Origin of the sequence: Staphylococcus piscifermentans, assembly GCF_900186985.1 — a bacterium.
GTDB lineage: Bacteria > Bacillota > Bacilli > Staphylococcales > Staphylococcaceae > Staphylococcus > Staphylococcus piscifermentans.
On record NZ_LT906447.1, the window covers coordinates 1,213,776 to 1,226,135 of the forward strand.

The following is a 12,360-nucleotide window of genomic DNA, read 5'->3' on the forward strand; positions in this document are numbered from 1 at the left end:
TTCGAAATACTAATGATATATAATATATATCGAAATACTCGGAATTGAGGTGTTATCGGGAAATGGAATTTATGGATATATTTAAGAAGTGGGCACCAGAATATGATGCTACTGTAAGTGGAGAGAACGAAGAATACAGAGATGTTTTTATCAATTATTCAGAAATGTTGAATGAATTGGCAAGCACAGCAGAAGGTAAAGTACTTGAAATCGGGGCAGGTACTGGAAATCTGACTTTGATGTTGAAAGATAAAGGCAATGAGGTATCAGCAATTGATCCGTCTGAGGATATGCGTGCAGTTGCCAATGAAACTAAGCATTTAAATGTGCAGTATGGTCATTTCTTCGACATACCATTTGATGAATCATTTAACTATATTGTAACTTCATTCGCATTTCATCATGTGAAACCTGAAGAAAAGGCAGGAGCAATCCAAAATATGATGAATGCTTTAACAGCGGATGGTAAGTTGTTGATTCTAGATACAATGTTTGAAAGCGAGAAATATAAGCAAGATTTAATTCATTACTATAACAACAAAGAATACTTCAATTTAACTGAGGATTTACAAACAGAATATTATACGTATATTGAAGATTTGAAAGCCATAGTAAAAGATTTAGGTCTCAATTTAGAAATGGTACAAAAAAATAAATTTGCATGGTTAGCTACAATTTCAAAATAAAAAATGAATCATATTAATTCGTAAGGGATGGGAACACTATTGACGATGTTTCAATCCCTTTCTTTAATTTAGTAAGTAAATTGTTGATGTAAAATTAAAATGATAATGTTTTTTAAATGAATTACAGACGAAAAACGGCTTAATTTATTGTCATTTGCTCACTAAAAATAAAGATTTATAGTAATTATATATTTATTACACTAATTTCTTTTAGAATGTGCTTGACGCAAGAAGGGAAAGTTAATATACTAGTTATTGTCTTGAAAAAAGAAATTAACAAGTTTCAAACCAACAAAACAAAATTCACATTTTGTTTAAAAAGATTTGACATTGCTTAACAATGTATGGTATATTAAATAGGTAGTCAAATTTACTAATACTATTATCGCGGGATGGAGCAGTTCGGTAGCTCGTCGGGCTCATAACCCGAAGGTCGGTGGTTCAAATCCGCCTCCCGCAATACATATTTTTTCTTAGGTCTCGTAGTGTAGCGGTTAACACGCCTGCCTGTCACGCAGGAGATCGCGGGTTCGATTCCCGTCGAGACCGCCATTTTAATAATACGGTTCAGTAGCTCAGTTGGTAGAGCAATGGATTGAAGCTCCATGTGTCGGCAGTTCGACTCTGTCCTGAACCATTCTTTTAAACTTTGTCTGGCGGTTGTGGTGAAGTGGTTAACACATCGGATTGTGGTTCCGACATTCGTGGGTTCGATTCCCATCAACCGCCCCATAATCGTTAATGCGGGTGTAGTTTAATGGCAAAACCTCAGCCTTCCAAGCTGATGTTGTGGGTTCGATTCCCATCACCCGCTCCATTATTTGATTATTCCACAGTAGCTCAGTGGTAGAGCTATCGGCTGTTAACCGATCGGTCGTAGGTTCGAGTCCTACCTGTGGAGCCACGGCTCCTTGGTCAAGCGGTTAAGACACCGCCCTTTCACGGCGGTAACACGGGTTCGAGTCCCGTAGGAGTCATTCAATCAGAAACGAAGTATCGTTTCTGATTTTTTATTTAATTACATATATTATGTATGGAGAGTTGTCCGAGCTGGCCGAAGGAGCACGCCTGGAAAGTGTGTAGGCGCCACAAGCGTCTCGAGGGTTCGAATCCCTCACTCTCCGTTAAATTTAAGCACCTTTGCTTTCAATGTTTGTAACATGAGAGCATGGGTGCTTTTTGAATAGGATATTAAATCATTAGTGTTGTAGAGATTTATAGTGGATATGCAGTGATAGAGTGAGTTTACATTTTTTCGGCCGATGTTGACGTTTATTAAGTGTGAAGGAATTGGAATAGGACGTAATCTAGACACAAGATTTCGGGAAGTGTCTAGAAAAGGGTATAATCTAGACACAAGAATTGGAGAAGTGTCTAGAAAAAGCTATCAAAACCCAAATGTAAACATTCACTAACACAACTCCATATTCAAAATTATTAATAATACGTAATTTCGTTAAAAAAATAAAGGGATTGGACATAATTTTGTCCAATCCCTCTTTTTTAACCGACAGTAGCTATCTGAATAGAAAATGTGCTTGTTCCAAGCTTTTTTCTATTCGAGTTAGCCTTATCGGGGCAGAACGACCAAATAAATTTTGATTAAAATTATTTCTGTCCTGCTATCCTCTAAAATAGTTATTTTTTGTTTTTACGGTTTAAGAACTACTTTGATGTTATTATCTTTCTTTTTATCGAAAATTTCATAAGCTTCTTTAACATCTTCTAGCGGCATTGTATGAGTGATGATTTCAGTTGGATCAAAAACTTCGTCTTTTATCATGTCATACAATTTCGGCATGAGGTGAATAACTGGTGCTTGACCGCTTTTCACTTGAACATTTCGATTGAAAATTAAGTCTAAAGGATAATTGTCTGCCGGAGTTCCATAAATACCTGTAAGTTGAATTGTACCGAATTTTCTTACTGACTCAGCAGCTGTAATAATAGGGCTGATGTTACCTCTTTCATTTGAGTTAGGTCCTGGTTTGGAATCTTCTTGAATAGCTTGTCCATCCATTCCTACACAGTCTATAACAACATCAGCGCCACCGCATGTTGTTTCATGTAAGAGTTTGCCTATATTATCTTCTTTTGAAAAATTGTAAACTTCAGCACCATTATATTGTTTAGCGTGATTTAATCTATGTTCTACATTGTCGATACCGATCACACGCTTAGCACCTTTTAATTTAGCGAATTTTTGCGCCATAAGTCCAATTGGTCCGCAACCTAAAACAATTACAGTATCTCCGGATTTGACGCCTGCATGTTCAACACTCCAGTATGCAGTTGGTGCAACGTCAGATAAAAATAATACTTGCTCATCTTTTAAATCACTATCAGGTACTTTGAAAGATGAGAAATCGGCAAAAGGTACTTTTAAATACTCTGCTTGACCGCCCCAATGATTTCCGTGCATAATGTTCCCAAATCCAAATAGTCCGCCATTATCCATTTTCCAACTGGCAGGGGAAGGATTTGAATTATCACATTGGGATTCCATTTCATTCTTACAATAGAAACATTCACCGCAGCCAATATTGAAAGGAATGACTACTCTGTCTCCTTTTTTCAACGTTTTAACATCTTTACCAACTTCTTCGACGATACCCATTGGCTCATGACCTATAACAAATCCAGGATCCATAAACAAATCACCTTGGTGATATAGATGTAAATCAGAACCACATATACCTGATGCTGTTATTTTAATAATTGCATCAGTTGATGCTTCTATCTTAGGATCTTCGACTTTGCGAACTTCCATATTTTTATGACCTTGATAAGTAACTGCTTTCATTGATAATCACTCCTTTTGTAGTTACAAAACTACCCCTTAACTTCAAAAAGAAAACTATTTTTGAAAAATAAATAATAGAAAATTCGAACAAAAAAGGTTGTGTCTATTAGGAATTTTAAAATATTTGCTCATTTTTAATCAGAAAATTATCACGCCTAATATTTTACAAACAGCAGGAATTCTTATATAATTTAGTTTAGTTAACTAAACTAAAAGAGGTGACTAACTTGTCTGAAAAAGTTACAGAAGTTAAGCATAAAGGTAATAAAAGTAAGAAGTTTAAAGTAGGAATTGGTGCTGTAATTGCTTGTTTTGCATTATATGCGGTAGCAGGTTTAACAACATTCTTACCAATTGGTTTGAAGGTAAAAGGGATGATTATAGGTGGAACAATTATTGTTGCGGAATCATCCATGTTACTTGCTATAATATTATTAGGAAAAGAAGCCGTGAATAAATATAAAAGTAAATTGAATCCTAAAAATTGGTTTAAGAAAAAAGGAAGTGAAAAAACGAATGGAAAAGACGAGTATAACGAATAATCAAGAATTAAAAGAGTCGTTAAGCTTCAAAGAATTGACCAGAGCAATTAATAAAATAGGCGAAGATTTATATATTCATTTCGAAAAAGAAGAAAGAAAATATCAAAATTTCGATTTGAATAACCAACAATACGTTATTCTAACATTAATCATTCAAAATCCTGAATATAAACCGAGTGAAATTGCTAAAATTATGAACATATCTAAAAGTGCAATTAGTCAACAGTTGGTAAAGCTAGAGTCTAAAGGATTTATAAAACGGTATAGACTAGAAGAAGATAAGCGTTCATATGGTATAAAACTTAATGAAAAAGGCCAACAGTATAAAAAAGAAATGGAACGGTATTATGATAGTGTCTATCAAAAATATAAAGAACAATTCAGTTATGATGAGTTAGTTGAAATTTATCAAGCTGTCTCGAAATTAAAACAAGTGCTTTGAATAAGAAACCACAGTAGTATGAAAGTTTACACCGCTGTGGTTTCTTACTTTATTTGTGATTACTAGATTCTTTTTCCTCAAGTTCACCTATTGAAATAGGTTGATTAATCTCACTCACACTTCTTTGGCTGAAATGATACATTTTTACCATAGCCGGTTTTGATAAAGCTAAAAAAGATAAGAACGTTGCGATGAAAGAAAAATGTGTTACATTCAGTACAAATAATAATGGTATGAAAATTAATGCAAATAGTGCTGAAAAGATTACAATAGGTAAAATTTTCAAAAGAATTTTCTTGATTCTTCCTCTCATAAGTCTTGATAATAAAAATAATACCAAGCCTATTAACAATAATGGAATAATAATAGTTGTTAACGTAGCAACATAAGCATTGGCATAACCTTTCCAATCTAAATGAATAAGATAATACATGGAAGAATTTTTCGGTACATCTAATTTAAATAAGTTGGTGCCATAGTTAATATAAAGAAAATAAACGATAATAAAGACGAGAAGACAAGTTATCACATACTTCAAATAATATGTAAACGGTTTAGATTGATTAGAACGCAATTGGATTTCCTCATTTCACGAAAGTTATTTTTTAATTATCCTATAAATTAAGTTGCATGACAATGCAGTTGGTTAAGGACACATCAGACTTTTTTACGAGGTTTATTTTTTTCAGAAATGGTATAATTAATGTAATAACTAACAATTACTTTACTAAATAAAAATGGAAACAAGGTGATTACACATGAGAAGATCCGACCGAAATAATCGTGACTATGACGAGGGCAGAGAACACCGCCGTGATGAAGATTATCGTAGACGTCAAGATGATTATCGAGATGAAGATTATCGCAGACGTCCTGAAGATTTGAGAGAAGATGAATACCGTCGTCGCTCAGATGAAGATGGCCGTTATTATAACGAGCGCGATTATCGCAGAGAACGTATGTTAGAAGAGGAAAATCGCAAAAGCAACAAAGGTAAAAAATGGTTGGCTGCGATAGTAGTGATTTTATTAATTGTAGTAGCTATCTTTATTGTAAGGAATATGATGCAGCCGAAAAATGATGACCAAACTGCAAATCAGAATCAGCAATCAGAGCAGACACAGCAATCCAATGATCAATCTAAGAATCAAAATCAACCAAAAGTGACGAATAATTACAAAGAAATAATTAAAGAAAAAGAAACAGTCATTAAAGAGAAAATTGAAAACGCTAAAAACAATATTCAAAACGGTCAAAACAGCCAAAATGCGATTGATTCGGCTCAAAATGAAGTCAATCAATTAAAAGATAAAGCAACGAATAACGGCGATAATAAATTGACGGATCAATATCAAAATGCAGTAGACAAGTTGAAACAAGCCAATCAAGCACAACAAAATGGTGAAAATCAATCTAAAGTTGACGGCTTATTAAATGATATCGACAGCAAATTGCAAAGTATTAAAGATAAATTGAATCAATTATTCAATTAAATTGTAAATCCGGGAGTGTTAACTCTCGGATTTATTCTGTTTTAAAACAGAAAAGCATCGTAAGTATATATTCTTTGATAAAATAGAAAATGTAGAGATATAAGGAGGACGGAACAATGGATTTATGGTTAAAACAAAATGCAGAGAAAATACCGGAAAATATAGCACTAGAAGATAAAACAACAAAGCTTACATACGCGAATTTATACGAAACAGCCTTACAATATGCATATGTACTGCATCAACAAAAGCGAAAACGTATTGCATTTTATTTAGATAACCGCATTGACTCAGCATTGATTATTTATGGTGCTTGGTTAGCTGGAATAGAAGCGGTAATGATTAATACCAGACTCACTGAAAATGAAATAACTGCACAATTAAATTCCGTAGAAACAGATACAATTGTGGCCATTTTACCTTTAGAATTAAAAGGATTTAATATAATTAACTGGTCTGAAATCGAAGCGCAACGCAGTACTAAAACATATGAAGAACCTCTAGAGTTAGACCGCATTGCTTCAATCATGTTTACTTCAGGAACGACAGGGCCTCAAAAAGCAGTGCCGCAAACATTTAATAATCATTTAGCTAGTGCGATGGGGTGTAAAGAAAGTCTTGGCTTTGATCAAAATACTAAATGGTTATCAGTATTGCCGATTTATCATATTTCAGGGTTAAGCATCCTTTTACGCAGTATAATAGAAGGTTTTTCAGTAAGGATCGTCAATAAATTTGATGCATCAAAAATCTTAGAAATCATTCAACAAGAACAGATTTCGCATATTTCACTTGTTCCCCAAACATTAAAATGGTTAATAGATGAAGGACTTACTGAACCGCATCACTTAGAGAAAATTTTGTTGGGCGGCGCTAAACTTTCACATACCTTAATCGATAAAGCTTTGAGCTATCAGTTGCCTATCTATAATTCATTCGGAATGACTGAAACATGCTCGCAATTCTTAACCGCTTCTCCCTTCATGCTCAAATACAATCCTGACACTGTCGGTAAACCAAGTCCGAACGTAGATGTTAAAATTACAGAACCCAATCATGAAGGCCACGGAGAATTGCTCATAAAAGGCGATAACGTTATTAACGGTTATTTATATCCTAAAAACCTCACGGACACTTTTGAAAAAGGTTATTTCAAAACAGGAGATATCGCTAAAATCGATATAGAAGGCAACGTCATGATTTATGATCGCCGCAAAGATTTGATCATCAGCGGGGGAGAAAACATCTATCCATTCGAAATCGAGACAGCGGCCAAACGCCATCCTGAAATAGAAGACGCCATGTGTATTGGAGTATCAGATGAAGAATGGGGTCAAGTGCCGAAATTATATTATGTAAGTAAAGCTGAAATTAATGATAAGGATCTTCAGCAATTTTTACGCCAAGCATTAGCAAAATATAAAGTGCCGAAAACGTATCAACGCGTGTATACCTTGCCTTACACTTCTACAGGTAAGTTGAAGCGCGGTCCGATAGAGGAATAAGAAATGAAATTTAAAACGATAAATTTTTACACTTATCAAGCTCCATTTAAAACACCAATTCATACACCTAAAATTGAAATGCATGCACGCAAAGTTTTAATAATAGAAATCATTAATCAAGAAGGAAACAGTTATTTTGGAGAATGCAATGCATTCGAAACCAATTGGTACGATGACGAAACCATTGACACCGTTTATCACACCTTAAAGACCTGGTTTGAAAAAGAAATCTCTGGAAAGGAAATTGCTGATTTTGAGACGGCTCAAACTGCTTTAGACCGTTTATCTGCACAACCGGCTGCACGCAGTACGGCAGCAATGGCTCTCTATCAAGTATTTTATAAATTAGAAGCCTTTTCAGTTGATTATGGAGCAACGGTAAGCGGATTATCAGATGCGCAATTGAGTGTTTTACAGGATAAGCAACCTCGACGTGTTAAATTAAAATGGTCGGAATCAGTGGAAGAGGATTTGGAACAGTTGAGTCAGCTATCCTCACAACCCGCACTAGTTTTAGATGCCAATGAATCACTGAGCACAGATGATGTAACAAAACTAGAAACGATTAATAACCGTTTCAATATTTTATATATTGAAGAACCTTTCAAAGATATACGTGATATAAATAATATAGAGAAGGAAACAATTCCTCCTATCGCGTTAGATGAAAAAGCATCAGATACAGATTCTATTGTATGTTATATTGAAAATTATAAAATTGACACGGTCGTATTAAAGCCGTTTCGTTTAGGCGGTATTGATCGCATGTTGGAAGCTATTAAAATTTTACAACAGAAAAATATTAAAGTCGTCATCGGTGGAATGTACGAATATGGGCTAAGCCGATATTTTACAGCTTATTTAAGTCGATTAGGCGATTATCCTGGTGATATCACACCATATGGTTATTATTTTTCAGAAGAATTTACAGCAGAAAATGGCATATTAAAAGAGGGGCGCATTGAATTTATGCCCCCTAAAATAGATAAAAATAAATTAACACCTTATGAATGATGATGTTCGCAATGTTCATGGTTATGTTTCAACGGTACTGGATCGAAGCCACCTTTATGAAAAGGGTGACACTTAGAGATACGTTTGATTCCTAACCAGGAACCTTTTAGCGCACCGTGAACTTCAATGGCTTCTTTTGTATAATTAGAACAAGTAGGATAGAAGCGACAAGTTGGGGGTGTAAGTGGCGAAATAAAATGTTGATACACCCAAATAATGCCTAGAAAGAGTTTTTTCAAAATAATCCCTCCAACTCTTAGAAATAAATGTAAATCCAACTCATAACGATTTATATTTTAGCATATTATTCAAAGGAGTGTGGTAGAACGTGATTACTCATGACCAATTTAATAATCAAATAGAGATGCATTACAAGAATTCCACAGATACCGCAAATGGCGAACACGTTCTGGTAATTCCTTTTTATCAAGATGAATTTGTACTGACTCGACACAAGAAGCGTGGCATAGAGTTTCCTGGAGGGAAAATAGAAGCGGGAGAAACGAGCGAAGCTGCAGCAGAGCGTGAACTATTTGAAGAGACTGGCGCTATTATTCAACAGATGCAATATATTGCTCAATATACAGTGTATTATCCTAATAGAGAACGCTGGTTTACAAAAGATGTATTTGCCGCAAAAGTAAAAAGTATACAACTCAAAGAGAACTATTTAGAAACCGCTGGACCTGTAATATGTAGAAACTTAAACGATATTGCAGCTGAGGATAAAAGTTTCTTACTGACTGATGAAGTAATATTAAAATGTGCAGAAAGAGTGAGTGCGCTTGGACTTTATCAATAGAAAACGTATGCCGATTGATTTGGCTTCGCATATTGGAGAAGAAGTAACTTATGAGGTCGATCATCTCAAAGTAAAAGGTTTAATGTTGAGCCCTAAAGAAAAAGTGCAACGTATCGTTATTTATTTGCGCGGCGGTAAAGGGAAAGTCGGACGCGTTCGTACTGGACGTCTGTTACAATTTTCAGATCCTCATACGTTAGTATTCGGACCTTACTATAGAGGAAATAATGGCAGCGAAGGCCGCGATGAATTCTCAGGAAATGATTTGCATGATGTCACTCAAGCTATGGATATATTGAAATATCTCTACCCAGAGGCTTATGTCCATCTCGTCGGTTTCTCTAGAGGTGGCTTACAAGGCTTGCTTACATTTCAATATTTGCCAGCTGACAGCTATATCATTTGGGGCGGCGTCTCTGATTTACACTTAATGTATGAAGAACGCGTAGACTTACGCGGAATGTTACGCAGAATGGTAGGGCATCCTAAGAAGAATTTAGATGCATATGAAAAAAGAGAGGCCTTACAATATATTGACGAAAATAGTCCTCCAATCTTAATCATACATGGAGGTAAAGATAAACAAGTAGGTATCCATCAAGGTTATTATTTAGCGGAATATTTAGAACGCATCGGCCATCGCTATGAAACCTTTTATCAAATGCAAGAAGGGCATGTTCCAAGACCAGAAGCGTTGAAAGAAGTTTTAGAAGTTATTCATAAGTGGATGGATTGTATTGAAAATAATAAGTAGGTTAATTGGGCTGGGGCATATAATGTCCTAGCTTCTACTTTTGTTTAGGGAGATTTTAAAAGGAAGGCGGGGGTAATCTGTATAGGCAGGCGAGTCGAGCCTTAACACTTTGGGCGTAATCTGTATAGGCAGGCGAGTCGAGCCTCGACAGTTTGGGCGTAATCTGTATAGGCGGGCGAGTCGAGCTTTAACACTTTGGTCGTAATCTGTAGAGGCGGACAAGTTGAGCCTCGACACTTTGGACCTAAATTGTATAGGCGGACGAGTTGAGCCTCGACACTTTGGCCCTAAACTGTATAGGCGGACGAATCACGCTTCGACAGTTTCCCTCCAATGCACACCACAATTAATCCGTCCAACCAAAAAGCGGAGCTAAGACAAAACTGTCTTAGCTCCTTTATAACTAGTATTAAGCTTTAAAGCCGCCTTTTTCAGCGATTTCTTGACTATCCTCACCGAATTTTTTGAAGTTTTCTACGAAACGAGAAATTAAATCTTGTGCTTGTTCGCGGTAAGCATCTTGATTACTCCATGCATTAATTGGTTGTAAGATAGATTTCGGTACATCTTTAATGTCTTTAGGAACATTTAAACCGAATACTTCATCTTGTTCAAATTCAGCATTTTTCAATTCGCCTTTAATAGCTGCATCAACCATGCGACGAGTATATTTTAAGCTGATACGACGACCTACGCCGTATTTTCCGCCAGTCCAGCCTGTGTTTACTAAATATACTTCAACTTCATGTTTATCAATTAATTGTCCAAGCAATTCAGCATATTTCTTAGGGTTTAATGGCAAGAATGGTGCACCGAAGCATGTAGAGAATGATGGTACAGGCTCAGTGATACCACGTTCAGTACCTGCTAATTTAGAAGTGAAACCACTTAAGAAATGATACAATGCTTGTTCTTTTGTTAATTTAGAAATTGGAGGCAATACGCCGAATGCATCAGCTGTTAAGAATACGATTGTATTCGGATGCGCTGCTTTTGATGGTTTAGCAATATTATCGATATAGTCGATAGGATATGCTGCACGTGTGTTTTCAGTATATTTATTGTCATCGAAATCAACGTTACCATCTTCTTCGACTACAACATTTTCTAAAATTGTACCATAACGGATTGCATTATAAATTTGAGGTTCTTTTTCTTTTGAGAGATTGATAGCTTTCGCATAGCAGCCGCCTTCAATGTTGAAAATACCATTTTTATTCCAGCCGTGTTCATCATCACCGATTAATTTACGATCTGGAGCTGCTGATAAAGTTGTTTTACCTGTTCCAGATAATCCGAAGAATAATGCAACGTCGCCTTTTTCACCCACGTTAGCTGAGCAATGCATACTCATGATATCTTGTTGAGGTAATAAATAGTTCATTACTGAGAAGATACCTTTCTTCATTTCACCCGCATATTCTGTTCCGCCGATAAGGATAATACGGTGTTTGAAAGAAATGATAACGAAAGTTTCAGAAGCTGTGCCATCTACTTCAGGGTTTGCTTTGAAGTGAGGCGCAGAAACAATTGTAAAGTTCGCTTTAATTTTTTCTGCTTCATCTTTAGAAGAAGGGCGGATAAACATGTTATGTGCGAATAAATTGTGCCAAGCCATTTCGTTAACTACAGTTAAACGTAATTGAGTATCTTGGTCACTTCCTGCGTAACCGTTGAAGACGTAGAGTTCATCTTTTTGGTCTAAGTAATCTAGAACTTTATCATACAATCTAAGGAATTTTTCTTCTTCGATAGGTTGGTTTACTGAGCCCCAGTCAATTGCATCTCTGTAAGAAGGTTCGTTTACAATAAATTTATCTTTAGGAGAACGACCTGTGTATTGGCCAGTCAATTGATTGATTGCTCCTAGTTCTGTGAGTTCGCCTTCATTATTGTCTAAAATCTTGTTGTAAAGTTGCGTTTTTGTAAGTTGAAATAATGATGATGGTTTTTCAATCAAATGATTCAACTTTTTTAAATTTGTTTGTGCATCTACTGCCATTTTTAAAAACCCCTCCAGCGCGTAAGTATTAATGTAATTGTAAGCCTTTACATTTTTATAGTATAACATACTATATCCATTATTCCACATCGGATTTATGAAAAAACAATTCGTGTAATTGACAATTTTATTTTGTTTGGGTAGTATTATTTGTAACGGATTCTCTTATCCTGAGTGGCGGAGGGACATGGACCCAACGAAGCCCAGCAACCTCTCCTTATTGGAGAAAGGTGCCAAACCGTTTGCAAATGTCATATAAGACGTTTGAACGATAAGAGCGAAAGGACGTCAAAGGGCTTTCTCTCTATGTATATATA

Annotated in this window: 12 protein-coding genes, 8 tRNA genes and 1 riboswitch; of the genes, 16 read left to right on the top strand and 4 right to left on the bottom strand. The window is 35.6% G+C overall.

All coding sequences use genetic code 11. The features are described 5' to 3' along the window. The first annotated feature begins 62 nt into the window (after positions 1-62). From CKV71_RS05595 to CKV71_RS05635, 9 genes are all read left to right on the top strand, one after another. Positions 63-686 carry a class I SAM-dependent methyltransferase gene (locus CKV71_RS05595; protein ID WP_095104630.1) on the top strand — a complete coding sequence of 208 codons (624 nt, stop codon included), beginning with the start codon at positions 63-65 and terminating at the stop codon, positions 684-686. A 386-nt stretch (positions 687-1,072) separates the two neighbouring features. Next, positions 1,073-1,146: transfer RNA gene (locus tag CKV71_RS05600), tRNA-Met, on the top strand. Between the two features lie 16 nt (positions 1,147-1,162). Then, a tRNA-Asp gene (locus CKV71_RS05605) sits at positions 1,163-1,238 on the top strand. Between the two features lie 12 nt (positions 1,239-1,250). Beyond that, positions 1,251-1,323: transfer RNA gene (locus tag CKV71_RS05610), tRNA-Phe, on the top strand. A 19-nt stretch (positions 1,324-1,342) separates the two neighbouring features. Next, positions 1,343-1,418 (top strand) — tRNA-His (locus CKV71_RS05615). 11 nt (positions 1,419-1,429) lie between these two features. Beyond that, positions 1,430-1,503: transfer RNA gene (locus CKV71_RS05620), tRNA-Gly, on the top strand. Between the two features lie 12 nt (positions 1,504-1,515). Then, positions 1,516-1,590 (top strand) — tRNA-Asn (locus CKV71_RS05625). Between the two features lies 1 nt (position 1,591). Then, positions 1,592-1,663: transfer RNA gene (locus tag CKV71_RS05630), tRNA-Glu, on the top strand. A gap of 58 nt (positions 1,664-1,721) precedes the next feature. Continuing rightward, positions 1,722-1,810: transfer RNA gene (locus CKV71_RS05635), tRNA-Ser, on the top strand. A gap of 527 nt (positions 1,811-2,337) precedes the next feature. Here CKV71_RS05635 and CKV71_RS05640 read toward each other — a convergent pair. Then, positions 2,338-3,489, bottom strand: coding sequence for an alcohol dehydrogenase catalytic domain-containing protein (locus CKV71_RS05640; RefSeq protein ID WP_095104632.1), 1,152 nt, complete (start codon positions 3,487-3,489; stop codon positions 2,338-2,340). Between the two features lie 227 nt (positions 3,490-3,716). Between CKV71_RS05640 and CKV71_RS05645 the strand changes: the two genes are divergently transcribed. After that, complete coding sequence (locus tag CKV71_RS05645) at positions 3,717-4,031, top strand: transporter suffix domain-containing protein (RefSeq protein WP_095104634.1); 315 nt, start codon at positions 3,717-3,719, stop codon at positions 4,029-4,031. Next, the gene (locus tag CKV71_RS05650; protein WP_095104636.1) at positions 4,006-4,473 is read left to right on the top strand and encodes a MarR family transcriptional regulator; all 468 of its coding nucleotides are present in this window, start codon (positions 4,006-4,008) and stop codon (positions 4,471-4,473) included. Before CKV71_RS05645 ends, CKV71_RS05650 begins: the two co-directional genes overlap by 26 nt. 49 nt (positions 4,474-4,522) lie before the next feature. Here CKV71_RS05650 and CKV71_RS05655 read toward each other — a convergent pair whose 3' ends face one another. Beyond that, positions 4,523-5,047: a hypothetical protein gene (locus tag CKV71_RS05655; RefSeq protein ID WP_095104638.1), complete on the bottom strand. Its 525-nt coding sequence runs from the start codon at positions 5,045-5,047 to the stop codon at positions 4,523-4,525. A 184-nt stretch (positions 5,048-5,231) separates the two neighbouring features. Between CKV71_RS05655 and CKV71_RS05660 the strand changes: the two genes are divergently transcribed. The 3 genes from CKV71_RS05660 (at position 5,232) to menC (ending at position 8,485) form a co-directional block, all read left to right on the top strand. Further along, positions 5,232-5,966, top strand: coding sequence for a hypothetical protein (locus CKV71_RS05660; RefSeq protein ID WP_095104640.1), 735 nt, complete (start codon positions 5,232-5,234; stop codon positions 5,964-5,966). A gap of 116 nt (positions 5,967-6,082) precedes the next feature. After that, positions 6,083-7,471 (top strand): o-succinylbenzoate--CoA ligase, encoded by a 1,389-nt coding sequence (gene menE / locus CKV71_RS05665; RefSeq protein WP_095104642.1) that lies wholly within the window; start codon positions 6,083-6,085, stop codon positions 7,469-7,471. A gap of 3 nt (positions 7,472-7,474) precedes the next feature. Further along, complete coding sequence (menC, locus tag CKV71_RS05670; RefSeq protein ID WP_095104644.1) at positions 7,475-8,485, top strand: o-succinylbenzoate synthase; 1,011 nt, start codon at positions 7,475-7,477, stop codon at positions 8,483-8,485. Here menC and yidD read toward each other — a convergent pair. Then, on the bottom strand, positions 8,476-8,724 hold the full coding sequence (gene yidD, locus CKV71_RS05675) for a membrane protein insertion efficiency factor YidD (protein WP_095104646.1): 249 nt from the start codon (positions 8,722-8,724) through the stop codon (positions 8,476-8,478). The two genes, menC and yidD, sit on opposite strands and share 10 nt — an antisense overlap. Before the next feature lie 89 nt (positions 8,725-8,813). Between yidD and ytkD the strand changes: the two genes are divergently transcribed. Together ytkD and CKV71_RS05685 are read left to right on the top strand one after the other, a co-directional pair. After that, on the top strand, positions 8,814-9,287 hold the full coding sequence (gene ytkD, locus CKV71_RS05680) for an RNA deprotection pyrophosphohydrolase (protein ID WP_095104648.1): 474 nt from the start codon (positions 8,814-8,816) through the stop codon (positions 9,285-9,287). After that, positions 9,271-10,041, top strand: coding sequence for an alpha/beta hydrolase family protein (locus tag CKV71_RS05685; protein WP_186824443.1), 771 nt, complete (start codon positions 9,271-9,273; stop codon positions 10,039-10,041). Before ytkD ends, CKV71_RS05685 begins: the two co-directional genes overlap by 17 nt. Positions 10,042-10,450: 409 nt before the next feature. Here the strand turns inward: CKV71_RS05685 and pckA are convergent, their stop codons facing one another. After that, entirely contained in the window at positions 10,451-12,043 is a 1,593-nt protein-coding gene (pckA, locus tag CKV71_RS05690) for a phosphoenolpyruvate carboxykinase (ATP) (protein WP_095104650.1), read from the bottom strand. Positions 12,044-12,205: 162 nt separating this feature from the next. Then, positions 12,206-12,321, top strand: a riboswitch (SAM riboswitch). Positions 12,322-12,360 lie beyond the last annotated feature (39 nt).

Coding starts and splice junctions, on each gene's coding strand:
- menC (WP_095104644.1), top strand. CDS start 7,475: ATGAAATTTAAAACGATAAATTTTTACACTTATCAAGCTCCATTTAAA.
- CKV71_RS05650 (WP_095104636.1), top strand. CDS start 4,006: ATGGAAAAGACGAGTATAACGAATAATCAAGAATTAAAAGAGTCGTTA.
- menE (WP_095104642.1), top strand. CDS start 6,083: ATGGATTTATGGTTAAAACAAAATGCAGAGAAAATACCGGAAAATATA.
- pckA (WP_095104650.1), bottom strand. CDS start 12,043: ATGGCAGTAGATGCACAAACAAATTTAAAAAAGTTGAATCATTTGATT.
- CKV71_RS05660 (WP_095104640.1), top strand. CDS start 5,232: ATGAGAAGATCCGACCGAAATAATCGTGACTATGACGAGGGCAGAGAA.
- CKV71_RS05595 (WP_095104630.1), top strand. CDS start 63: ATGGAATTTATGGATATATTTAAGAAGTGGGCACCAGAATATGATGCT.
- CKV71_RS05640 (WP_095104632.1), bottom strand. CDS start 3,489: ATGAAAGCAGTTACTTATCAAGGTCATAAAAATATGGAAGTTCGCAAA.